Source organism: Stenotrophomonas sp. 96582_Sma (assembly GCF_056480905.1).
In genome coordinates, this window is the sequence record NZ_CM151122.1 from 1,888,321 (window position 1) to 1,910,416 (window position 22,096).

A 22,096-nucleotide genomic window follows, 5' to 3' on the forward strand; every position below is an offset into this window, starting at 1 on the left:
TCAGCAGTTACTGGGTGGAATCAAGGGGAAGCGGGCAGGGCGCTGGCGCGTGCGGCGGCGCGGAACCCGGCTTCGGCGAAATGGATCAGTTCGTGGGCGGCATGGGCACGATGCGCCGCTTCGGTGACACCGGCGGGACGCTTGATCAGCCCGAAGTCGGCCATGGCATAGGTGAGCGAGCCGGCCAGGAAATCCAGGCGCCAGTACAGCTCTTCCTTGCTCAGGTCGGGGGCGCATTCGGCAATCGCCTTGCCGAACGCACGCAGCACGTGACCGTAGTGGTCGGACAGGAACTTGCGCAGGTTGTCGTTCTTCTCGGCGTAGGCGCGGGCGATCACGCGCACGAAGGCGCCGCCGTTCTGGCGGTCCTGGGCCAGCGCCAGTGCCGGCTCGACGAAGGCGGCCAGCACCGGGCGCAGCTGCCCGGGGTGTTCGCTGCGGGCGCGCTCGAGCTGCGCCAGGCGCGCGCCGGTCATCTCGTCCATGCGGCGGCGGAACACCTCGTTGACCAGGTTTTCCTTGGAGCCGAAGTGGTAGTTGACCGCGGCGATGTTGACGTCGGCCTGGCTCGTCACCTGGCGCAGCGAGGTGCCGGCGAAGCCGTGCTGTGCGAACAGCTCCTCGGCCGCGCCGAGGATCCGGTCCTTGGTCGAGAAGTGGGCGGGTTTGGCCATCGGCGGGCGGACCTTAATCAAACGATTGTTTGATACTAGGACCAGACGGTAGCGTATGGCATTTTGCAGTGCAGCAAAATCCGGTCGCCCGGTTACAAGGGATTCAGTAGTGCCAGCCCATGGCTGGCAACGCTTGATCCTGAATGGGCAGGCTCCGGCGCTCGATATCCCGCATCCTGCCTGCCAGCCATGGGCTGGCACTACTGCACGGGATCTTTTACAATTCGCCTACGTTTATCAGGCTAAGCCCGCGTCCCGACGCGGGTTTTTTTCATGTTACCCTTCGGGCCATCAGCGGCCCGATTCCATTGGAGACATCCCATGGCGCTGGAGCGCACCCTTTCGATCATCAAGCCGGACGCCGTTGCCAAGAACGTCATCGGCGAAATCTACGCCCGCTTCGAGAAGGCCGGCCTGAAGGTCGTGGCCGCCAAGTACAAGCAGCTGTCGCGCCGTGAAGCCGAGGGCTTCTACGCCGTGCACCGCGAGCGTCCGTTCTTCAACGCGCTGGTCGAGTTCATGATCTCCGGCCCGGTGATGATCCAGGCCCTGGAAGGCGAGAACGCCGTCCTGGCCCACCGCGACCTGCTGGGCGCCACCAACCCGAAGGAAGCCGCTGCGGGCACCATCCGCGCCGACTTCGCCGAATCCATCGATGCCAACGCCGCCCACGGTTCGGACTCGGTCGAGAATGCCGCGATTGAAATCGCCTACTTCTTCGCCGCCACCGAAGTCGTTTCGCGCTGAGAGTAATGCCGTGAACGAGGTCGTACAGTCCCCCGCCATCCAGCCGCTGCCGAAGTCGGCACCCACGGCTGGCAAGCAGAACCTGCTCGACCTCGATCGCGCGGGCCTGGAGAAGTTTTTCGTCGAGGTTCTCGGCGAGAAGAAGTTCCGTGCCCATCAGGTGATGAAGTGGATCCACCATCGCTACGTCACCGACTTCGATGAAATGACCGACCTCGGCAAGGTCCTGCGCGCCAAGCTGCAGGCCCATGCCGAGGTGCTGGTTCCGAACATCGTGTTCGACAAGCCCTCCGCCGACGGCACCCACAAGTGGCTGCTGGCGATGGGCGTGGATGGCAAGAACGCCATCGAGACCGTGTACATCCCGGACAAGACCCGCGGCACGCTGTGCGTGTCCTCGCAGGTCGGTTGCGGCCTGAACTGCACGTTCTGCTCCACCGCCACCCAGGGCTTCAACCGCAACCTGACCACCGCCGAGATCATCGGCCAGGTGTGGGTTGCCGCACGCCACCTGGGCAACGTGCCGCACCAGATGCGCCGCCTCACCAACGTGGTGATGATGGGCATGGGCGAGCCGCTGATGAATTTCGACAACGTCGTGCGCGCCATGAGCGTGATGCGCGACGATCTGGGCTACGGCCTGGCCAACAAGCGCGTGACCCTGTCGACCTCCGGCCTGGTGCCGCAGATCGACCGCCTGTCTGCCGAAAGCGACGTGTCTCTGGCGGTGTCGCTGCATGCGCCGAACGACGCGCTGCGCGAGACGCTGGTGCCGCTCAACAAGAAGTATCCGATCGCCGAGCTGATGGCCTCGTGCGCACGCTACCTGCGCGCCAACAAGCGCCGCGAATCGGTCACCTTCGAATACACCCTGATGAAGGGCATCAACGACAAGCCCGAGCATGCCCGCGAGCTGGCCCGCCTGATGCGCCAGTTCGACAACGCGGTGCAGGCCAAGGATTCGGGCAAGGTCAACCTGATTCCGTTCAACCCGTTCCCGGGCACCCGCTACGAGCGTTCGGAAGAAGCGCATATCCGTGCCTTCCAGAAGATCCTGCTCGACAACAACGTGCTGACCATGGTCCGCCGCACCCGTGGCGACGACATCGACGCCGCCTGTGGCCAGCTCAAGGGCCAGGTGATGGACCGCACCCGCCGCCAGGCGGAGTTCAACAAGACGCTGCAGGCGGGGAAGGGGAGCGATGCCGCGGCCTGACCGCCTCTGGCTGGTTCTGTTCGCAGGCATGCTGGCCGTTGCGGTCGGCGGCTGCAAATCCCATCCCAAGGCCAAGCTGGGCCCCAGCGAGGCGCCGGTCTACTCGGTCCGTGATCCGGACAGCGTGCGGCGCCAGGTGCGCCTGCAGGACCTGCTGGCCCTGGCCGCCCGCGACATGCAGGTGGGCAACCTCGATGCGGCCGAGCGCAAGGCGCGCGAGGCGCTGAAGCTGGCCCCCGAGTCGCCCGATGCGCTGGTGCTGCTGGCCGGCATCGACGAGCGCCGTGGCCGGACCCAGCAGGCTGGCGAGAGCTTCCGCAGGGCTGCCGAGCAGGCGCCGCAGCGCGGGGACATCCTCAACAATTACGGCGCGTGGCTGTGCCAGCAGGGCCGGCCGGCCGAGTCGCTGGTCTGGTTCGATCGTGCGCTGCAGGCGCCGGGCTACGCCACGCCGGCCGAGTCCCAGGCCAATGCCGGGGGCTGTGCGCTGGATGCCGGCCAGTTCGAACGTGCCGAGCGCGACCTGCGTGCGGCGTTGGCAACGCTGCCGGGAAACCCGGTCGCGCTGGAGGCGATGGCCCAGCTCAGCTTCCGCCAGGGCCGCTTCATGGAGGCCCGGGCCTTCGCCGAACGTAGGATTGCGGCTGCACCCGCAACGCGTTCCGTGTTACAACTTGCGTCTCAAATCGAAGCGCGGCTGGGAGATCGGGCGGCATCTGACCGCTATCTTCAGCGCATTCGACAGGAATTTCCGCAGGAAGCGGGCTCCTAACTCCAGGGTTGATGCATTGTGATTGATGACCAGACTGTGAGCGCTCTCGAGACTGCGGCCGGCTGCGGCAGCCGCCTGCGCCAGGCCCGCGAGGCGGCCGGACTGACCCTCGAAGATGTCGGCTCGCGCCTGCGCATGCCGGTCCAGGTGGTCAAGTCGCTGGAAGAGGAACAATGGCAGAAGCTGGGGGCGCCGGTGTTCGTGCGCGGCCAGCTGCGCAGCTACGCGCGCCTGCTGGACGTGGATGTGAGCCAGCTGCTGGAGCAGGCCCAGGTCGGCCCGGTGGTTCCGCCCACCCTGGTCAGCCATACCCATACCCCGCGTGCGCGCCGCATTGCCGAGAATCTCGGCCGTCGCGTGCTGTACGTCGGCATCACCGCGGTGCTGGCCGTGCCGGTGTGGTTCGCCACCCGCGGCCATTTCGATGGCAGCGCCACGCCGTCGCCGAACACGGCCTCGCTGGACGCGATCCCGGCCGCTGTGCCGGTGGCCCCGTCCGCTGCGGGTGTCGAGCCGGCAGCCCCGGCTGAAGTCGCGAGTGCCCCGGCCAGCAAGCCGGCCGCAACCCCGTATGTCGCTTCGCTGTCCCCGGTGCCGCGTTCGGCACCCGCTGCGCCCGCAGCCGCCAATACGCTGGAGATGCAGTTCAGCGGCGACAGCTGGGTCGATATCGGTGGTCCGGACGGCGCCACGGTCGAAAAGGCGCTGATCAAGTCCGGCGAGAGCCGCAGCTTCACGCCGGGCCAGGTGACCCGGGTGACCCTGGGCAACGCCTCGGCGGTCCAGGTTCAGCAGAACGGCGCTATCGTCGATCTGACCCCCTACCAGCGAGCCAACGTGGCACGCTTTCAGGTATCCTCTGAAGGCTCCGTAGTCCCGGTTTCGCACTGAGGCGCGGTTTCACCACCTTCGATTAATCCCAATGGTCCCTCCCGATGGGCGGGGCGAGAGTACGCATGGCGATCGACGATCTGCTCGACGAGCACGAACAAAGTGAACGCGTCCGCAGCTGGCTGCGGAAGAATGGCGCCAGCATCCTCGGTGGCGTAGTCATCGCCATCGGTGCCATTGCCGGCTGGCAGTGGTACCAGAAGGATCAGGGCGGCAAGCTGGCCTCGGCCAATGTCGAGTACCAGAAGGCGCTCGTTGGCCTGCAGCAGAACAAGCTCGACGACGCCTCCAAGGCGGTCAAGGCGCTCGAAGCCGGCCCGTCCAGCATCTACGGCGACCTCGCGGCGCTGCAGCTGGCCAAGGCCCAGGTCGACGCCGGCAAGAACGAAGAAGCCCTGGCCACCCTGCGCGGCGTGAAGGTCGAAGGTGACCTGCAGCGCGTGGTCGACCAGCGTGTGGCCCGCCTGCTGGTGGCCACCGGCAAGAGTGACGAGGCGATCAAGCTGCTGGGCAGCGCCACCGACAGCAGCAGCCTGGAAATCCATGGCGACGCGCTGATGGCGCAGGGCAAGCGTGATGACGCCCGAGGCCAGTACGAGAAAGCGCTGAAGTCGCTGGACGTGGCAGCGCCGCAGCGGCGCCTGCTGGAAACCAAGGTTATGGACGCCGGCGGCACCGTTGCCGCCCCTGCGGAGTCGGTTTGATGAGTCAGAAGGTCATGATCACCCGCGTCGCCACCGTGCTCCTGATGGGCATGGCCCTGACCGGCTGCAGCACCGTGAAGGGCTGGTTCGCCGGCAAGGACGCGGCCGCGAAGAAGGCACAGGAACCGGCTGAGCTGGTCAAGTTCGAGCCGACCCTGAAGGTCAACAAGGCCTGGTCGGTCAACCTCGGCAAGGGCGAGCGCCGCATCGGCGTGCGCCAGGGCCCGGCCGTTGCCAACGGCCACGTATTCGCTGCGGCACTCACCGGTGGCGTGCACGCCATCGACCTGCAGACCGGCAAGAAGGTCTGGACCTGGGAGCCGAAGAAGGAAAAGAAGAAGGCCAAGCTGCGCCTGTCCGGCGGCCCGGGGGTCGGTGAGAACCTGGTCGTGATCGGCACGCTCGATGGCCAGGTCATCGCCCTGGACATCAACGACGGCAGCGAGAAGTGGCGCGCCCGTGTTCCGGGTGAAGTCATCGCCGCGCCGGCCATCGCCCAGGGCGCGGTCTACGTGCGCAGCAATGACGGCCGCATCACCGCGTTCGATGCCGGCAACGGCACCCAGAAGTGGTTCAACCCGAGCGAGCTGCCGGCGCTGACCGTGCGTGGCAACGCGCCGGTGGTGACCGGCCCGGGCGTGCTGTTCATCGGCAAGGACGAGGGCGCGGTTGCCGCCCTGGCCCAGCAGGATGGCCGCACCCTGTGGGAACAGAATGTGGGCAACGGTGAAGGCCGTACCGAGCTGGAGCGCATGGCCGATGTCGACGGCGCGCCTGTGCTGGATGGCAACACCCTGTTCGTGAGCAGCTTCAAGAACCAGACGATGGCCATCGAAGGCCCGACCGGTCGCCCGCTCTGGGCGCGCGACCATGGCGGTGCCGGTGGCGTGGCGGTCTCGTCTGGCAATGTGTTCGTCACCGACAACAAGGGCGGCGTGTTCGGCCTGGACAAGGCCAGCGGCGCGGCGATGTGGTCGCAGACCGCACTGGCCCGTCGCTCGCTGACCGGCCCGGCACTGCACGGCGACTACGTCGTGGTCGGCGACTACAAGGGATACGTGCACTGGCTGCAGACCTCCGATGGTGCGATGGCGGCACGGGCAAAGAGCGGCGGTGACGCCCTGCTGGCCCAGCCAATCGTCGTAGACGGGGTGCTGCTGGTGCAGAACGTTGATGGCAAGCTGACCGCCTTCCGGTTGGCAAATTAAAAATTGGAGTAATCGCGATGCTGCCTTTGGTCGCCCTGGTTGGACGGCCGAATGTCGGCAAGTCGACTATTTTCAATGCGCTTACGCGCACCCGTGACGCGCTGGTCCATGACCAGCCCGGCGTCACCCGCGACCGCAACTACGGTGTCTGCCGTCTGGACGAGGACAATCATTTCCTCGTCGTCGACACCGGCGGTATCGCGGAAGAGGAAGAGGGTCTGGCAGGGGCTACCACCCGCCAGGCCCGCGCCGCTGCGGCGGAAGCCGACCTGATCCTGTTCGTGGTCGATGCCCGTGAGGGCACCTCGGCGATGGACGACGAGATCCTGGCCTGGCTGCGCAAGCTGTCGCGCCCGACGCTGCTGCTGATCAACAAGATCGACGGCACCGACGAGGACACCGTGCGTTCGGAGTTCGCCCGCTACGGCTTCGGCGAGATGCTGACCGTGTCGGCCGCGCATCGCCAGGGCCTTGACGACCTGCTGGACGAAGTGGTCCAGCGCCTGCCGGAAGAAGGCAGCGGCGAAGAGCTGGACAACGATCCGAACCGCATCCGCATCGCCTTCGTCGGCCGCCCGAACGTGGGCAAGTCGACGCTGGTCAACCGCATCCTCGGCGAGGAGCGCATGATCGCCTCCGACGTGCCGGGCACCACCCGCGACTCGATCGCCGTGGACCTGGAGCGTGATGGCCGCGAGTACCGCCTGATCGACACCGCCGGCCTGCGCCGTCGTTCGCGCGTGGACGAGGTCGTCGAGAAGTTCTCGGTGGTCAAGACCATGCAGTCGATCGAGCAGTGCCAGGTGGCCGTGCTGATGCTCGACGCCACCGAAGGCGTGACCGACCAGGACGCCACCGTGCTCGGTGCCGTGCTCGACGCCGGCCGCGCGCTGGTGATCGCCATCAACAAGTGGGATGGCCTGACCGAGTACCAGCGCGAGCAGGCCGAAACCATGCTGTCGCTGAAGCTGGGCTTCGTGCCGTGGGCCGAGTCCGTGCGCATCTCGGCCAAGCATGGCTCGGGCCTGCGTGAGCTGTTCCGTGCGGTGCACCGCGCGCACGAATCGGCGAACAAGACCTTCACCACCAGCGAAGTGAACAAGGCGCTGGAAGTGGCGTACGAGACCAACCCGCCGCCGACCATCCGCGGCCATGTCTCCAAGCTGCGTTACGTGCACCCGGCCGGGGCAAACCCGCCGACCTTCATCGTGCACGGCACGCGCCTGAAGGAGCTGCAGGAATCGTACAAGCGCTACCTGGAGAACTTCTTCCGCAAGCGCTTCAAGCTGATCGGCACGCCGGTGAGCTTCATCTTCCGCGAGGGCACCAACCCGTACGAGGGCAAGAAGAACGTCCTCACCGAGCGGCAGGTCAAGGCCAAGCGGCGCTTGATGAAGCACGTCAAGGGCAAGTGATGCAGAGAAAGGCGGCCGCAGGGCCGCCTTTCTTGTTTGTGGTAGTGCCGGCCGCTGGCCGGCAACCCCCGTGTTCGCAGATACCGGTCGAGGCGGTCCGGCGCCCCGTGCCCGACAATACGGCCACGAGCATCGAAGAGCTCTCCCCCGCGCAGGCGTGTGAGCGCCTGGCCTACGGCGCCGTCATGATTGATGTGCGCTGGGCGGTCGCTGGGGGACCTACCTCGATGTGGAACTCGACGAGGGGACCTTTCAGCGACGGGATTTGGGCATGGACGCTTCTTTATGGCCAGGACCGGGTTCGACTTATGCAATTCCTGCTGTCATCTGCCTGGCTGAAGCCAGCACGAATTCATCCTGATAATGACCAGCGGCAACAGAGAGTCCAACCGGGCAATTGTCGACAGTCAGCAACGGCATGGAAATCTCGGGCAGCCGCGCGACACCGGAAAAGGCGGTGATCGCCATTGTCCTATCGTAGAAGTCCAGCACGGCTTCCAGCGTCGTCAGCGATCCCTTGAGAGGGGCAATGACAGGCGTCGTGGGGAAGCAGATGACGGTTCCGGGCATGAGGAAAGCATTGATCCTCTCGAAGAACCATTCGCAGCGGGTGATGCTGTCGAGTGCGGTAAGCCGGTCGAACGATTGCACATTTCCATACGCCATGGAGAAGGCAAAGCCAAGCTCGGGCTTGTGTGTTTCGATCCAGCTGCCAACCGTGCTCTGGAATTCGGCCGTCTGCAGATTCCGAAGCGCCTTCACATTGCAATCGACTAGCGGAACGTCCGCGCCGACGATCTGCGAGAAGCGGACTGTCTCCGGCTCGATGCCTGTGCGGGTGGCGATTGCCTGCAAGGCGGCCTCCGCCTGGTTTCTCACTGCTTCGTCAGCAATGTCCAGCGCATCGGCGAGGACCAGGATACGTCGCAGCGGCGCCGGCTGGCTTGAGCTGCTGCGCAGCAAAACCCGTGTCGCTGCATCAAGCAGGTTCAATGATGCGGCAACGACGCCTACCGTGCTGACGCTCGGCATGAAGGGCAGCACGCCGGCTTCGGAAATCCGATGCAGGGATGGGCGCATGCCCCAGATACCGCACAGGCTCGCAGGAACACGGATTGAGCCGCCCGAATCGGTGCCGATGGAGAAATCGGCCACGCCATTGGCGACCGACGCTGCCGATCCACTTGAAGAGCCGCCGGGAATGCGATCTGGAGCCCTGGCATTCACCGGCGTGCCGAAGAATTGGCTTTCGCCGTCGAGGCTATACGTGAATTCGTCCGCGACGACCTTACCCACGCAGCGCGCGCCCGCAGCCAATACCTGATCGACGCAAAGCGCATTGAGCTTCGGCGCAGGATGCCTGGCCCGCCAAGCGGGGCTGCCATAGGAGGTCTTATGACCCGCCAGATCGATATTGTCCTTCACCGTGAAGGTTGTTCCCTCCAAAGGCCCTGCTCCAAGCGGTGCTATGTCGATCCTTTCGACGATCGAGCCGGACGGATCATCAGGGTAACTACTGTGCATGCTCATCTCGTGGTCGGTTCCGAAGCGTTGTGACGATTGTCCGTGCGAACATCGGCCTAATAGTATGAAACCCGAACGCTGCTGTTGCGGGCGCGCTGGGCGCGCCAGCCAGGCATGGGTTTGGTTCTCGATGTCTCGATCATGGCGGACTGCTGCGACGAGCGCGGCAATGAGGCAACGCGCATGGCATGCCTCGGCCGCGCCGCGATGTTGAAGCCGGTTGCACCTGGCTTGTGGCGGGGATCGATTCCGGCAGCTGCACCTGCCCCGAGATGCTTGCCCAGACCAGGGTCGTACCCAGTGCACCTGCCAGGTACGCCACCGACACCGCCCCGATCAGCAGGCCCGCGGCATGCTCCAGCCATGGAAGCAATCGGCAACACCCCTGTGCCCTGCGCGGGTGGCTGCCGAGCCACGCCATCAGCAGGCCGAGCGACAGCGCGACGCCACTCAGGCAGGCCACGTAAGCGGCCTGGGTGCCCGTGTCGGCAACGAGGCCGGTAACCAGGGCTGCAATCGCGAACTGCAGCATCCAGTTGCTGCTGCTGGCGAGCGCCAGCAGGCATCCTGCTTCGGCGTGCGGCCAACGGGAGCGGGCGCGCAGGCCCAAGGGCATCTGCAGGGAAAGCGGAGAGAACGGGGTCAAGCCGGCGTCGCGCAGGCACATGCCCGCCAGGCGCAGCAGCAGGAGGCAGCCCGCGCACTGCATCGCCAGCGTCCACAGGCCGCGGTTTCCCAGCATGCCCGCTGCAACGAAAGCCGTCGCACAGATGACGCCCGTACCGATGGCGATACCGAACGACGCGGCCATGGCGGCGCGCCCGCCCGCGCCCATTGCGGTGCGCAGGATCTTCGCGTGATTGGAAGCAGGCAGGAGCATGGCGAAGCCGTACAGCACCGCGACGATGAAGAACTGCTGCACGTAAACCTGCCACCGACCTACAGAAAGTGCCGAGTGTGGGTTGGTGCGGACGCGCCGTATTGAACGCTATTGCGACAGGCGCGAATCGCCGGCATCAGCCCACCCACAGCGACACGACGATCCATAGCGCCAGCGCAATCATCAGGAGCCCTGCGGCGCGCTCCAGCCAGGGCAGGGCGCGTGCGAATCGGCCCAGCACCCACGGGTGGCCGACCAGCGCGGCTACCAGCAGATCCCATAGCAGGACGATGCCGAACATCCACGCGCCATAGAAGAACTTCGTTGCGGCGCTGGCCTGCGGGCCGTTGAGCATTGCCGCCAACGTTGCGTAGAACAGCGCATTCTTCGGGTTCAGCAGCGCAGACAGGGCGCCCAGCCCTGCCGCCTTCCACCATCCGTGGGCACCGTCCGCTCGCGATCCGGCGGCAGCGTCAGATGCCTGCAGCGTCGTCGAACCCGCATGGCGCAGGAACAGCGTGCCGAGGTACAGCAGGAAGCCGCAGCCCGCCAACTGCACCGCAATGAATCCTGCGCTGCCCGCGCGCAGCATGGCCATTCCAGTGAAGGCGGCCACGATGAAGACGCCATTTCCGAGGGCGATGCCTGCGCAGGCGCCACTGGCGGTGCGCCAGCCAGAGGTGATCGCAGTGCGCGCAACAAGGAAGAAGTCGGGGCCGGGTGAGAGCAGGGCGAGAAAATGTACGGTGGCGATGACCAGGAACTGTTCCATCGGGTCCGGCGGCGGCTGGCGGGGGCGCCAGTGTGGGGATGCGCCGCGCGATGGTATTGAACGTTATTGCAGGCTCAGCGCCGGTACTGGCCCGGGGTCGCACCGGCGTGGGCCTTGAAGACCCGCTGGAAATGGCTCTGGTCGGCGAACCCCAATGCATGGGCGACCACGGCCAGTGCCTGCCCTTCGCACAGCCGCCGCCGGGCCTCCTGGATGCGCTGGTCGATCTGCCAGGCGTGCGGGGTCAGGCCCGTGGCACGTCGGAAGGCGCGGATCAGCTGGTAGCGGCTCATGCCTGCCAGCGATGCCAGCTCCTGCAGGGCCGGGGTGTGTTCGAGCCGCTGGCGCAGAATGTCCATCACCGGCTGCAGCCGCTGCTGTAATGCGGCATCTTCAGGTGGGCCGGCCACGGCTACACCATCGTGTTCATCCAGATCGCCGACGAACGCGATCAGGACCGCTTCCTTGACGCTGACCGGATCGTCGGAGAACAGCGTCTCGTTGAGCTGGCAGTACTGCTGGTAGCGCGGGCGATGGTGGGAAATCCGGATGGGTTCCTGCTGCCAATCGGGTCCGGGCAGGCCGTCATACTCGGCGCGGACATCGGCCATCCAGCGCGCGTCCAGGTGCAGCATCTGGTAGCTCCAGACCTGGCCGGGCAGGGGGTTGCAGGCATGCACGCGGCCTGCGGGTACGCCGACAAGATTGCCGGGTTGCAGCAGGCGCGGTCCTTCCGCCGCGCCGGTGAACACGCTGTTGCCGGCGTCCACCGCGCCGATCGAGAAAGTGTCATGGCTGTGCGGGCGATGGCAGGCGCGGCTGTCGCACGCCCGTCGGCTTTCGACGAAGGGCATGCGCGGGTCACGCCAGAATTCGGTGGCAGAGCGCATGCAGCGGTTCCGGGATGCAGGGAGCAACGCCCGCATGGTGCCATGTTCGGGGCAAGGCGCGTCGAGGGTGTCTGCGCGATAATGCGGCCATGAGCATCCAAGAGCTTTCCCCCGCGCAGGCGCGTGAACGCCTGGCCCACGGCGCCGTGCTGATCGATGTGCGCGAGACGCATGAACGGGCCGGGGGCATGGCCGAGGGCGCGCGTGGCGTGGCCAAGGGCGAGCTGCAGGCCGACCCGGCCGCGCATCTGCCAAAGCACGACCAGGAGATCCTGCTGATCTGCCAGAGCGGCAAGCGCTCGGCCGATGCTGCGCAGTTCCTGCTGGAGGCTGGATACACCCGCGTCGCTTCCGTGACGGGCGGCACCGTGGCCTGGCGCGAGCAGTCGCTGCCGCTGGTACAGCCGCTGGCCAGTGCCGCCGAACGCGACTTCTACGACCGCTATTCGCGCCACCTGCTGCTGCCACAGGTGGGCGAGGCCGGCCAGCGCCGGCTGCAGCAATCACGCGTGCTGGTACTGGGCGCGGGTGGGCTGGGCGCCCCGGCCGGCTTCTATCTGGCTGCGGCCGGGGTAGGGCACCTGCGCTTCGCCGACCATGACCGCGTGGAGCGCAGCAACCTGCACCGGCAGATCGTGCATACCGAAGCCAGCGTCGGCCAGTTCAAGGTCGATTCGGCGCGCGAGCGGCTGCTGGCGCTGAACCCGTCGATCGAGGTCGAGGCAGTGCCGGAGCGGGTCACATCCGAGAATGTGGATGCGCTGCTGGAGGGCGTGGACGTGGTGCTGGACGGCTCGGACAACTTCCCGCTGCGCTACCTGCTCAATGACGCCTGCATCAAGCACGCCACGCCACTGGTGTATGCCGCCATCGAGCGCTTTGACGGCCAGGTAAGCGTGTTCGATGCCGGCCGCCAGCGCGGCGTGGCGCCGTGCTACCGCTGCCTGTTCCCCGAGCCGCCGCCGCCGGAATTCGCGCCGAACTGTTCCGAGGCCGGTGTGCTGGGTGTGCTGCCGGGATTGGCCGGTGTGCTGCAGGCTACCGAGGTGCTGAAGTTGCTGCTGGGCATCGGCGAGCCGCTGGTGGGGCGCCTGCTGCGCTTCGATGCGCTGGGCATGCGCTTCCGCGAGACCGGCATCCGGCCGGACCCGCATTGCCCGGTGTGCGCGCCGGGCGTGCCATTCCCGGGGTATATCGATTACGCCGCGTTCTGTCGGGGCGTGTGAACCCGGCCGGGGATTCATCCACGCATGGCGTAGATCTACTGTAGAGCCGAGCCCATGCTCGGCTGCTTCTGGCCTCGGCAGGAAGAGCAGCCGAGCGTGGGCTCGGCTCTACAGGTTGTGGTTTCGGATTGTGCCAACAAGGTTGGCGCCCGCCGATGCGCATGCATGGTTTCGGGATGATGCTGGGGGTCGCTCCCTGCATCGTTCCACCTCCAAGACAATCCGGCGCAACATGCGTGCTATTGCCGTCATCGGCATTGCTCTATTGTTGAACCCGATTCTGGATCTTGGGGAAAACACCGCATGGCGGTAGAAGCAGCGACCAGCGAGCTGGTCAAGGTCGTGGCCCTGCTGGGCGCGGCGGTGGTGATGGTGCCTTTGTTCCGCCGGGCCGGCCTGGGCTCGGTGCTGGGCTACTTCGCCGCTGGCCTGGCGATCGGACCGTTCGGGCTGGGCTGGTTCTCCGACCCGCAGGCCATCCTGCATACCGCCGAGCTCGGCGTGGTGATGTTCCTGTTCGTGATCGGCCTGGAGATGCGGCCCTCGCACCTGTGGAGCCTGCGCAAGGAAATCTTCGGGCTGGGCACGCTGCAGATCGTCACCTGTGCGGTGGTGCTGACCAGCATCGCCAAGCTGTTCGGGTTGCCCTGGCAGGTCGCCTTCATCGGCGCCACCGGCTTCGTGCTGACCTCCACCGCGGTGGTGATGCAGCTGCTGGCCGAGCGTGGTGACATCGCGCTGCCGTCGGGGCAGAAGATCGTCTCCATCCTCCTATTCGAAGACCTGCTGATCGTGCCGTTGCTGGCGCTGGTGGCCTGGATGGGCCCGAGCGCGGGCAGTGCCGATGGCGAAGGTTCGCGCTGGTTGTCGGTGGCGATCGGCGTCGGCGCCATCGTCGGCCTGGTGCTGGTCGGCCGCTTCCTGCTCAACCCGCTGTTCCGCGTGCTGGCCGAGTCGAAGGCGCGCGAGGTGATGACCGCCGCCGCGCTGCTGGTGGTGCTGGGTGCGGCGCTGCTGATGCAGCTGTCCGGCCTGTCGATGGCGATGGGCGCGTTCCTGGCTGGTGTGCTGCTGAGCGAGTCGACCTTCCGCCACCAGATCGAGGCGGACATCGAACCGTTCCGCGGCATCCTGCTGGGCCTGTTCTTCCTCAGCGTCGGCATGGCGCTGGACCTGGGCGTGGTGGCTGGCAACTGGCAGCTGATTCTCGGCCTGGTGCTGGCGTTGATGGCGGCCAAGGCGCTGTGCATCTACGTGGTCGCGCGCGTGATGGGCAGCGATCACGCGCAGGCGCTGGATCGTGGTGTGCTGATGGCGCAGGGCGGCGAGTTCGCCTTCGTGTTGTTCTCCGCCGCCGCATCGGCCGGCGTGATCGACCTGGAGATCAATGCCAACTTCACCGCCGTGGTGGTGCTGTCGATGGCGCTGACCCCGCTGGTGGTACTGGTCTACAAGCGCATCGCACCGAAGCCGACGGTGAACATGGACGGCGTGGACGAGGCCGACGGCCTGTCCGGCAGCGTGCTGCTGATCGGCTTCGGCCGCTTCGGCCAGGTCGCCAGCCAGTCGTTGCTGGCGCGCGACGTGGATGTGACCATCATCGACAACGATGTGGAGATGATCCAGAGCGCGGCGCGGTTCGGTTTCAAGATCTACTACGGCGACGGCACGCGTCTGGATGTGCTGCATGCTTCGGGCGCGGCCAACGCACGTGCGATTGCGGTGTGCGTGGACAAGGCTGAGGCCGCCGACCGCATTGTCGAGCTGGTGGCCCACGAGTTCCCGCAGGCCAAGCTGATGGTGCGCTCGTTCGACCGCGAGCATTCGCTGCGGCTGATCCACGCCGGTGTCGATTTCCAGATCCGCGAGACCTTTGAATCGGCGGTGTTGTTCGGCCAGGCCGCACTGGTGGAGCTGGGGGCGGATGAGGACGACGCGATCGAGATTGCCGAGCAGATCCGCCGCCGCGACGCCGAGCGCTTCGAGCTGGAGATTGCAGGCGGTGGCTTGAATGCCGGCGCGCGGATGATCTACGGCAACAGCCCGCAGGGCGTACCGACGCCGACGCCGTTCACTGCACCGAAGCGGGAGAGCAAGACGCTGAACCCGCAGGATGTGCCGGAAGAGGAAGAGTAATGCCCGGTAGTGCCGGCCGCTGGCCGGCAGATACGGGAACGTTCCGACGTCATGAGGTTGCCGGCCAGCGGCCGGCACTACCAGGTGGGGAATTACCCAAGCCGTGGCGGTGGGCGAGGGGGCCTGAATCGGGGACAATAGCGTCCCCGCCGCCCCACGCCTGCTCCCGATGACCGATTCCGCTCCCCAGCTTCCTGCCCGCATCCTTGATGGCCGCCGCATCGCCGAGGACCTGCTCGACAGCCTGAAGGTGCGCGTCGACGCCCGCGTGGCCGCCGGTGGCAGCCGCCCGGGCCTGGCCGTGGTGCTGGTCGGTGGTGACCCGGCCTCGACTGTGTACGTGCGCAACAAGCGCCGTGCCGCCGAGAAGGTCGGCATCGAGGCGCATGACTACGATCTGCCGGCCGGTACCACCGAAGCCGAGCTGCTCGACCTGATCGACCAGCTCAACGCCGACCCGAAGATCAACGGCATCCTGATCCAGCTGCCGCTGCCGGGCATTCCCGACGCGCGCCGGCTGATCCAGCGCATCGACCCGCGCAAGGACGTGGACGGCTTCCATCCGGAAAACGTCGGCCACCTGGCCCTGCGCGAGTTCGGCCTGCGCCCTTGCACTCCGCGCGGCATCACCACGCTGCTGGGCCACACCGACCAGCCGGTGCGCGGCCGTAACGCCACCATCGTGGGCGTGAGCAACCACGTCGGCCGCCCGATGGGCCTGGAACTGCTGATTGCCGGCTGCACCGTGACCAGCTGCCACAAATTCACCCCCAAGGACGTGCTGGAACAGGCCGTGCGCAACGCCGACATCCTGGTGGTGGCGGTGGGCCGCCCGGGCATCGTGCCGGGCGAGTGGGTGAAGCCGGGCGCGGTGGTGATCGACGTGGGCATCAACCGGTTGGATGACGGCCGGTTGGTGGGTGACGTTGGGTTTGAAGCGGCTGCCCAGCGGGCGAGCTGGATCACCCCGGTGCCGGGTGGCGTGGGCCCGATGACCGTGGCCACGTTGATGCAGAACACGCTGGAAGCCGCGGAAGCGCTGAGCTGACCTGCGATTGGGGAGATCTGCTGTTGGTGGGTACCGACCGTTGGTCGGCACAATGCCAGAGGGGTGGGGCTCCTGCTGGGGCACTGGTGTCTGAGAGAGAGTGCGGACCAACGGTCCGCACCCACCACAGGCAGGCCGACGACCGGCTGTTGGTAGGTGCCAACCTTGGTTGGCACGATCCGTCCGCCGCTGGACCCCAGATGGGGTGAAGGCCCCTCCCTGTTTGTGCCAACCAAGGTTGGCACCTACCAAAGGCGGTGCGTTTGGGTGCCCTGAACGGATCACCGCTGGCGCGACACTGTGTCGCGCAGAAATCCAATTCTGGCTACCAAAAAATGCTGTTCTTGGCTCCAGAAACAGGGTAAAATGTCGCGCTTCCCCACATCTCGGGTATGCCGATGCTGCGCATCCAGGCTGAAGCACTCACTTACGACGACGTCTCGCTCGTCCCCGCCCATTCGACCATCCTGCCCAAGGACGTCAACCTCGAAACGCGGTTGACTCGCGACCTGAAGCTGAAGCTTCCGATCCTGTCCGCAGCCATGGATACCGTCACCGAAGCCCGCCTGGCCATCGCCATGGCCCAGCTCGGCGGCATGGGCATCATCCACAAGAATCTCAGCCTGGAACAGCAGGCCGCGGAAGTGGCCAAGGTCAAGAAGTTCGAGGCCGGTGTCATCCGCGACCCGATCACCGTCGGTCCGGAAACCACCATCCGCGACGTGCTGGCCCTGACCCAGGCGCACAACATCTCCGGCGTGCCGGTGGTGGGCAGCGACGGCCTTCTGGCCGGCATCGTGACCCACCGCGATATGCGCTTCGAGACCGAGCTGGACGATCCGGTCCGCCACATCATGACCAAGAAGGATCGCCTGATCACGGTCAAGGAAGGCGCGGCCTCTGACGAAGTGCTGCAGCTGCTGCACCGCAACCGCATCGAAAAGGTGCTGGTGGTCAATGATTCGTTCGAACTGCGTGGCCTGATCACCGTCAAGGACATCCAGAAGAACACCGACTTCCCGAACGCTGCCAAGGATCTGTCGACCCGCCTGCTGGTCGGCGCTGCCGTCGGCGTGGGTGGCGATACCGATCGCCGCGTGGAAGCGCTGGTCGCCGCCGGCGTGGACGTGATCGTGGTCGATACCGCGCACGGCCACTCGCAGGGCGTGCTGGACCGCGTCAGCTGGGTCAAGAAGAACTTCCCGAACGTGCAGGTCATCGGTGGCAACATCTGCACCGGCGAAGCCGCACTGGCGCTGCTGGACAGCGGCGCGGACGCCGTGAAGGTCGGCATCGGCCCGGGTTCGATCTGCACCACCCGCGTCGTCGCCGGCGTCGGCGTGCCGCAGGTCACCGCGATCGACCTGGTGGCCGAAGCGCTGCAGGACCGCATCCCGCTGATCGCCGACGGTGGCATCCGCTACTCGGGCGACATCGGCAAGGCGCTGGCCGCCGGTGCCTCGACCATCATGGTCGGTGGCCTGCTGGCCGGTACCGAGGAATCGCCGGGCGAGACCGAGCTGTACCAGGGCCGTTCGTACAAGAGCTACCGCGGCATGGGTTCGCTGGCTGCCATGGAGAAGGGGTCGAAGGACCGCTACTTCCAGGACGCCGCCACCGCCGACAAGCTGGTGCCGGAAGGCATCGAAGGCCGCGTGCCGTACCGCGGCCCGGTGGGCGGCATCATCCACCAGCTGATGGGCGGCCTGCGCGCCACCATGGGCTACGTGGGCTGCGCCACCATCGAAGACATGCGCAGCAAGCCCAAGTTCGTGAAGATCAGCGGCGCCGGCCAGCGTGAGAGCCACGTCCACGACGTGACCATCACCAAAGAGCCGCCGAACTACCGCGCCTGATGCGCTTGCGAACTGCTCTTGCGATTACGGGCAGCCTGCTGATGGCAGGCTGTTCGTTGTCCGAACCGCCGCCGCGCTCCGGGTCTCCGGGCGCGGCGGTTTCGCAATTGCAGGACGTGCAGGCGTGCCAGAACGCGTTCTCGCTGCCGAAGGGCTGGCAGGTGCAGGCCGCTGGCGAACAGCGTTGGCTGCTGAAAGGTACTGGCGAGCGCCCGCTGCAGGTCACGCTGCAATGCATTTCCGAGCTGCTGCACGGGCCGGATGATCCGGTGCTGACGCCGGTCCTGGGCGCGCTGGAGCCCGCACGGATGAGTGTGCGCTGGGCGTCCTGGGGTGCTGCGGATTCGGGCGTCTCGATGGCGGCGCTGCAACGGCGCATCGTGCCCGGCACCGAAGTGCAGGAAATCGCCGAGCTGCCGCGCGCTGACCGCTCCAACCCCAACGCACCGCACGGCCTGCTGATGCTGCGCTGGGACGAGGAAGACACCTCACATATTCAACAACGCGAGGCGTTCATCGCCACGCTGACGCAGAGCCTTGAAGCGCCGGGCGCTGTGAAAAACACCACTGGAACGGCACCATGACCAATATCCATAACGACAAGATCCTGATCCTCGATTTCGGCGCGCAGTACACGCAGCTGATCGCCCGCCGCATCCGCGAGCTGGGCGTTTACTGCGAAATCTGGGCGTGGGACCACAACCCTGCCGAGATCGCCGCGTTCGGCGCCAAGGGCATCATCCTGTCCGGTGGCCCGGAGTCGACCACGCTGCCGGGTGCGCCGGCCGCACCGCAGGAAGTGTTCGACAGCGGCCTGCCGATCTTCGGCATCTGCTACGGCATGCAGACCCTGGCTGCGCAGCTGGGCGGCGCCACCGAAGCCGCGGACCAGCGCGAATTCGGCCACGCTGAAGTGAACGTGATCAACCCGGATGCACTGTTCAAGGGCCTGAGCGACCACGGCGGCGAGCCGAAGCTGAATGTCTGGATGAGCCACGGCGACCACGTTTCCGTTGCACCGCCGGGCTTCACCATCACCGCCACCACCGACCGCATTCCGGTGGCCGCCATGGCCAACGAAGAAAAGCGCTGGTACGGCGTGCAGTTCCACCCGGAAGTGACCCACACCCTGCAGGGCCAGGCGCTGTTGCGCCGCTTCGTGGTGGACGTGTGCGGCTGCCAGACCCTGTGGACCGCCGCCAACATCATCGACGACCAGATCGCCCGTGTGCGCGAACAGGTGGGCGATGACGAAGTGATCCTGGGCCTGTCCGGCGGCGTCGATTCGTCGGTGGTGGCTGCGCTGCTGCACAAGGCCATCGGCGAGAAGCTGACCTGCGTGTTCGTGGATACCGGCCTGCTGCGCTGGCAGGAAGGCGACCAGGTGATGGGGATGTTCGCCGAGCACATGGGCGTAAAGGTCGTGCGCGTGAACGCCGCCGACCGTTACTTCGCCGCGCTGGAAGGCGTGAGCGACCCGGAAGCCAAGCGCAAGATCATCGGCAACCTGTTCGTTGAGATCTTCGACGAAGAGTCGAACAAGCTGAAGAACGCCAAGTGGCTGGCGCAGGGCACCATCTACCCGGACGTGATCGAGTCGGCCGGCAGCAAGACCGGCAAGGCGCATGTGATCAAGAGCCACCACAACGTGGGCGGCCTGCCGGAGCACATGAAGCTGGGCCTGGTGGAGCCGCTGCGCGAGCTGTTCAAGGACGAAGTGCGCCGTCTGGGCGTTGAGCTGGGCCTGCCGCGCACCATGGTCTACCGCCATCCGTTCCCGGGCCCGGGCCTGGGCGTGCGTATCCTGGGTGAAGTGAAGCGCGAATACGCCGAACTGCTGGCCAAGGCCGATGCCATCTTCATCGACGAGCTGCGCAAGGCGGATCTGTACGACAAGACCAGCCAGGCGTTTGCCGTGTTCCTGCCGGTGAAGTCGGTGGGCGTGGTGGGCGATGCGCGCGCTTATGAGTGGGTGATTGCACTGCGGGCCGTGGAGACGATCGACTTCATGACCGCGCATTGGGCGCATCTGCCGTATGAGTTCCTGGGTACGGTGAGCAACCGGATCATCAATGAGTTGCGGGGGGTGTCGCGGGTGGTCTATGACATCTCGGGGAAGCCGCCGGCTACTATTGAGTGGGAATGATTCTGCGTCCGGAATAGATCGGTACCAAAGAGCACTAAAGCACCTCTAAGCCCGCGTAACTGCGGGCTTTCTTTATTATTGGCTCGGCGCTGTCCTGAATTCCGCCTATTTGCGCGCCGCTGCTCTGAATAAACCGGTCGACGCGCATGCCGATCTTGAGGTGGCGCGTGGACTGGTGAAGCTGAATGGCAGCTTTTGCCGATGGCTGGCCTGTTGAAATTTGGCTTGCGGAAAAGCGAGGTCGAGATGCAAGACCAATCGATGTCGCAAGCGTGATGATCGAATTCAGGGGATTGCAGGCTCAAATTCGAGAGAAGATAAGCGCCATAGTCTTTGCCCGGAAATGACAGCGGCCCAACCGGGCCGTTTCGGTTTTTCATTCGTGCTGATGGGCGTCGAAATCATTCCGTTCTTCGAACGTGAATTTCCACATTTAGGCCTGCTGCCGCTGCCATATTCACCAGTGCATCCAGTCCAAACAGATCGACCTTGCCTCTGGTAAGGTCGGAAATTCGGGGTTGCGTCACGCCGAAAGCCTTGGCGGCTTGTGACTGGCTTAGATGGGCGTTAACGATATGCTGCTTAAGGGCGGACATGAGTTCTGATCGAAGTTTCATGCTCTCTGTCTGAGCGGAATTTTCGTTAAGTGGTTCGTGTGCTGTTTCTCCGTCTGGCATGGTGGCAGTCTTATCCTCTACGGACACGTCGAGAGAGAACTGTTCGTGTGAAAGGCTGGCAATTTTTGATGTGAGACCGATCTTTTCTTCTGCCTTAGTTATGGCATGTGGCGACATAAACGAAAGGAGATGCTCAAGCCCTGAAATGTCTGAGACCGTCACAAAATCCTTATCTTTATTGACGAATACAACGGATTTTTTCTTCTCCCGAAGTAATTCAATGACGTTGCTCAGGGTTCCGGTGCTTTTACAGTCCCAAATCATTAATCCATAATCACTGCTGCGAGCCATCTCTAAGTCTTTTGCTGTAAAGAAGGCTCTGCTTCCAACTTTTGCTTTTGAGTAGACCCGGCGTACTGGCCAGTCGGCGATGTTATTTCGGGGGGTTTCACCTGTGCAATACACCGTAACGTTATTAGCTTGATAATTGTGAAGACACTCCTGAATTGATGAGTCCGCGCCATCTGCGTCGCCAACTACAACATTCAAATTTGACAACACAATCTTGTTGATTCTCTGCTGCACCTTAGGATGTAGGCGGCTAATTGAGATTGATCCGGCGATGAATACTGTTGTCATAGCTTATTTCCACGTAATTGCAGCAGCGTAGACGCGATTTATCTTGTTGTACGTGCGCAGTGCAGTGCAAACAGCGTCCATAGTCGCTCCTGTATCAAATAAATCATCCAGCAACAGTGCATCCCAGCGCCCTTCATTGGTGATGCACGGATTGATGCTGAACCTACCTAGCAACGCCGCATCCTTTTCCTCGCGGCCGTGCAAGTTTTTGAGTTGCGGGGCACCCTGTGGTGCAGCTGTTTTCAACACAAGATTGTTGAACACTGGAATTTTAGTAATTTTCCCAAGTTCTGCCGCAAGTTCATCTACCGGCTGCCGAGCGCGGGTGGTGGATGCTGGCATAGGAACTATTAAGTCAATTTTTCCAAACAATGGCAGCAATGAGGCGTGAATCTGAGCCGCCAACGGTGTGATTTGATTCCAGTCACCTCGGTACTTGAGTTGGTAGAGCGCTTCCCCTGGTTCAGACCGAGTGTTGTCAAATCGGGGATGTCCGTATTCATCTTCCCCGAGGTAGACGCTTGAGAGCGTATGCTTATGAAGGGCATAGCCAAGGTCCCAGCTACCATCAAGCTGTCTGACTTGAACTTGCATGCTGTGGCGATCCTTTGGTTTTTTTGCAGTGATGAGGAAACTGCTGGAAACGTCTTTTAAACATACAAAATTTTGTATGGTCTTTCAAGGTGTCATCTGGCGAATAGATTGTGGGTTGTGCTATCCAAAATATGGGCAGGA

Annotated in this window: 21 protein-coding genes; 14 read left to right on the forward strand and 7 right to left on the reverse strand. The window is 64.7% G+C overall.

Going from position 1 to position 22,096, the window contains the following annotated elements; translation table 11 throughout:
• Positions 1–20 precede the first annotated feature (20 nt).
• Complete coding sequence (locus ACZK2R_RS08830; protein WP_006431024.1) at positions 21–674, reverse strand: TetR/AcrR family transcriptional regulator; 654 nt, start codon at positions 672–674, stop codon at positions 21–23.
• A 321-nt stretch (positions 675–995) separates the two neighbouring features.
• On the opposite strand from ACZK2R_RS08830, the gene ndk reads away from it, so the two are divergent.
• The 7 genes from ndk (at position 996) to der (ending at position 7,627) form a co-directional block, all read left to right on the forward strand.
• Positions 996–1,421 carry a nucleoside-diphosphate kinase gene (gene ndk / locus ACZK2R_RS08835; RefSeq protein WP_008265389.1) on the forward strand — a complete coding sequence of 142 codons (426 nt, stop codon included), beginning with the start codon at positions 996–998 and terminating at the stop codon, positions 1,419–1,421.
• Between the two features lie 10 nt (positions 1,422–1,431).
• Positions 1,432–2,637 carry a dual-specificity RNA methyltransferase RlmN gene (gene rlmN, locus ACZK2R_RS08840; protein WP_180836857.1) on the forward strand — a complete coding sequence of 402 codons (1,206 nt, stop codon included), beginning with the start codon at positions 1,432–1,434 and terminating at the stop codon, positions 2,635–2,637.
• The gene (gene pilW, locus ACZK2R_RS08845) at positions 2,624–3,409 is read left to right on the forward strand and encodes a type IV pilus biogenesis/stability protein PilW (protein WP_032130491.1); all 786 of its coding nucleotides are present in this window, start codon (positions 2,624–2,626) and stop codon (positions 3,407–3,409) included. Before rlmN ends, pilW begins: the two co-directional genes overlap by 14 nt.
• Before the next feature lie 18 nt (positions 3,410–3,427).
• Positions 3,428–4,300, forward strand: a complete 873-nt coding sequence (locus ACZK2R_RS08850) for a RodZ domain-containing protein (protein WP_180836859.1) — start codon at positions 3,428–3,430, stop codon at positions 4,298–4,300.
• A 65-nt stretch (positions 4,301–4,365) separates the two neighbouring features.
• Entirely contained in the window at positions 4,366–5,004 is a 639-nt protein-coding gene (locus tag ACZK2R_RS08855) for a YfgM family protein (protein WP_032130493.1), read from the forward strand.
• The gene (bamB, locus tag ACZK2R_RS08860; RefSeq protein WP_121503076.1) at positions 5,004–6,212 is read left to right on the forward strand and encodes an outer membrane protein assembly factor BamB; all 1,209 of its coding nucleotides are present in this window, start codon (positions 5,004–5,006) and stop codon (positions 6,210–6,212) included. The genes ACZK2R_RS08855 and bamB overlap by 1 nt, the downstream gene beginning before the upstream one ends.
• 17 nt (positions 6,213–6,229) lie before the next feature.
• Entirely contained in the window at positions 6,230–7,627 is a 1,398-nt protein-coding gene (der, locus tag ACZK2R_RS08865) for a ribosome biogenesis GTPase Der (protein ID WP_049453247.1), read from the forward strand.
• A 306-nt stretch (positions 7,628–7,933) separates the two neighbouring features.
• Here the strand turns inward: der and ACZK2R_RS08870 are convergent, their stop codons facing one another.
• From ACZK2R_RS08870 to ACZK2R_RS08885, 4 genes are all read right to left on the reverse strand, one after another.
• Positions 7,934–9,151 (reverse strand): amidase family protein, encoded by a 1,218-nt coding sequence (locus tag ACZK2R_RS08870; RefSeq protein ID WP_180836861.1) that lies wholly within the window; start codon positions 9,149–9,151, stop codon positions 7,934–7,936.
• A gap of 139 nt (positions 9,152–9,290) precedes the next feature.
• Positions 9,291–10,073: a lysine transporter LysE gene (locus ACZK2R_RS08875; protein ID WP_180836863.1), complete on the reverse strand. Its 783-nt coding sequence runs from the start codon at positions 10,071–10,073 to the stop codon at positions 9,291–9,293.
• A 94-nt stretch (positions 10,074–10,167) separates the two neighbouring features.
• The gene (locus tag ACZK2R_RS08880) at positions 10,168–10,803 is read right to left on the reverse strand and encodes a LysE family translocator (protein WP_180836865.1); all 636 of its coding nucleotides are present in this window, start codon (positions 10,801–10,803) and stop codon (positions 10,168–10,170) included.
• 74 nt (positions 10,804–10,877) lie between these two features.
• Complete coding sequence (locus ACZK2R_RS08885) at positions 10,878–11,693, reverse strand: AraC family transcriptional regulator (protein ID WP_180836867.1); 816 nt, start codon at positions 11,691–11,693, stop codon at positions 10,878–10,880.
• Between the two features lie 89 nt (positions 11,694–11,782).
• Between ACZK2R_RS08885 and moeB the strand changes: the two genes are divergently transcribed.
• The 7 genes from moeB (at position 11,783) to ACZK2R_RS08920 (ending at position 20,452) form a co-directional block, all read left to right on the forward strand.
• Positions 11,783–12,919, forward strand: coding sequence for a molybdopterin-synthase adenylyltransferase MoeB (moeB, locus tag ACZK2R_RS08890; protein WP_180836869.1), 1,137 nt, complete (start codon positions 11,783–11,785; stop codon positions 12,917–12,919).
• A 303-nt stretch (positions 12,920–13,222) separates the two neighbouring features.
• Positions 13,223–15,055: a monovalent cation:proton antiporter-2 (CPA2) family protein gene (locus ACZK2R_RS08895; RefSeq protein ID WP_180836871.1), complete on the forward strand. Its 1,833-nt coding sequence runs from the start codon at positions 13,223–13,225 to the stop codon at positions 15,053–15,055.
• A 169-nt stretch (positions 15,056–15,224) separates the two neighbouring features.
• Positions 15,225–16,103: a bifunctional methylenetetrahydrofolate dehydrogenase/methenyltetrahydrofolate cyclohydrolase FolD gene (gene folD, locus ACZK2R_RS08900; RefSeq protein ID WP_014036908.1), complete on the forward strand. Its 879-nt coding sequence runs from the start codon at positions 15,225–15,227 to the stop codon at positions 16,101–16,103.
• Between the two features lie 398 nt (positions 16,104–16,501).
• Positions 16,502–17,959 carry an IMP dehydrogenase gene (guaB, locus tag ACZK2R_RS08905; RefSeq protein WP_005409308.1) on the forward strand — a complete coding sequence of 486 codons (1,458 nt, stop codon included), beginning with the start codon at positions 16,502–16,504 and terminating at the stop codon, positions 17,957–17,959.
• A 107-nt stretch (positions 17,960–18,066) separates the two neighbouring features.
• Positions 18,067–18,543 carry a hypothetical protein gene (locus ACZK2R_RS08910; protein ID WP_180837002.1) on the forward strand — a complete coding sequence of 159 codons (477 nt, stop codon included), beginning with the start codon at positions 18,067–18,069 and terminating at the stop codon, positions 18,541–18,543.
• Positions 18,540–20,105 (forward strand): glutamine-hydrolyzing GMP synthase, encoded by a 1,566-nt coding sequence (guaA, locus tag ACZK2R_RS08915; RefSeq protein WP_180836873.1) that lies wholly within the window; start codon positions 18,540–18,542, stop codon positions 20,103–20,105. Before ACZK2R_RS08910 ends, guaA begins: the two co-directional genes overlap by 4 nt.
• A gap of 185 nt (positions 20,106–20,290) precedes the next feature.
• Positions 20,291–20,452, forward strand: coding sequence for a traJ protein (locus ACZK2R_RS08920; RefSeq protein WP_180836875.1), 162 nt, complete (start codon positions 20,291–20,293; stop codon positions 20,450–20,452).
• A gap of 54 nt (positions 20,453–20,506) precedes the next feature.
• Here the strand turns inward: ACZK2R_RS08920 and ACZK2R_RS08925 are convergent, their stop codons facing one another.
• Positions 20,507–21,361: a helix-turn-helix domain-containing protein gene (locus tag ACZK2R_RS08925; protein WP_429000074.1), complete on the reverse strand. Its 855-nt coding sequence runs from the start codon at positions 21,359–21,361 to the stop codon at positions 20,507–20,509.
• A 3-nt stretch (positions 21,362–21,364) separates the two neighbouring features.
• Entirely contained in the window at positions 21,365–21,955 is a 591-nt protein-coding gene (locus ACZK2R_RS08930; RefSeq protein ID WP_180836877.1) for a ComF family protein, read from the reverse strand.
• Positions 21,956–22,096 lie beyond the last annotated feature (141 nt).

What these genes read in the sequence shown, in the direction of transcription:
- ACZK2R_RS08855 (WP_032130493.1), top strand. Translation starts at nt 4,366, where the DNA reads ATGGCGATCGACGATCTGCTCGACGAGCACGAACAAAGTGAACGCGTC.
- guaA (WP_180836873.1), top strand. Translation starts at nt 18,540, where the DNA reads ATGACCAATATCCATAACGACAAGATCCTGATCCTCGATTTCGGCGCG.
- der (WP_049453247.1), top strand. Translation starts at nt 6,230, where the DNA reads ATGCTGCCTTTGGTCGCCCTGGTTGGACGGCCGAATGTCGGCAAGTCG.
- ACZK2R_RS08930 (WP_180836877.1), bottom strand. Translation starts at nt 21,955, where the DNA reads ATGCAAGTTCAAGTCAGACAGCTTGATGGTAGCTGGGACCTTGGCTAT.
- ndk (WP_008265389.1), top strand. Translation starts at nt 996, where the DNA reads ATGGCGCTGGAGCGCACCCTTTCGATCATCAAGCCGGACGCCGTTGCC.
- ACZK2R_RS08895 (WP_180836871.1), top strand. Translation starts at nt 13,223, where the DNA reads ATGGCGGTAGAAGCAGCGACCAGCGAGCTGGTCAAGGTCGTGGCCCTG.
- folD (WP_014036908.1), top strand. Translation starts at nt 15,225, where the DNA reads ATGACCGATTCCGCTCCCCAGCTTCCTGCCCGCATCCTTGATGGCCGC.
- bamB (WP_121503076.1), top strand. Translation starts at nt 5,004, where the DNA reads ATGAGTCAGAAGGTCATGATCACCCGCGTCGCCACCGTGCTCCTGATG.
- ACZK2R_RS08880 (WP_180836865.1), bottom strand. Translation starts at nt 10,803, where the DNA reads ATGGAACAGTTCCTGGTCATCGCCACCGTACATTTTCTCGCCCTGCTC.
- ACZK2R_RS08830 (WP_006431024.1), bottom strand. Translation starts at nt 674, where the DNA reads ATGGCCAAACCCGCCCACTTCTCGACCAAGGACCGGATCCTCGGCGCG.
- moeB (WP_180836869.1), top strand. Translation starts at nt 11,783, where the DNA reads ATGAGCATCCAAGAGCTTTCCCCCGCGCAGGCGCGTGAACGCCTGGCC.
- ACZK2R_RS08925 (WP_429000074.1), bottom strand. Translation starts at nt 21,361, where the DNA reads ATGACAACAGTATTCATCGCCGGATCAATCTCAATTAGCCGCCTACAT.
- ACZK2R_RS08870 (WP_180836861.1), bottom strand. Translation starts at nt 9,151, where the DNA reads ATGCACAGTAGTTACCCTGATGATCCGTCCGGCTCGATCGTCGAAAGG.
- ACZK2R_RS08885 (WP_180836867.1), bottom strand. Translation starts at nt 11,693, where the DNA reads ATGCGCTCTGCCACCGAATTCTGGCGTGACCCGCGCATGCCCTTCGTC.
- pilW (WP_032130491.1), top strand. Translation starts at nt 2,624, where the DNA reads ATGCCGCGGCCTGACCGCCTCTGGCTGGTTCTGTTCGCAGGCATGCTG.
- ACZK2R_RS08920 (WP_180836875.1), top strand. Translation starts at nt 20,291, where the DNA reads ATGGCAGCTTTTGCCGATGGCTGGCCTGTTGAAATTTGGCTTGCGGAA.
- guaB (WP_005409308.1), top strand. Translation starts at nt 16,502, where the DNA reads ATGCTGCGCATCCAGGCTGAAGCACTCACTTACGACGACGTCTCGCTC.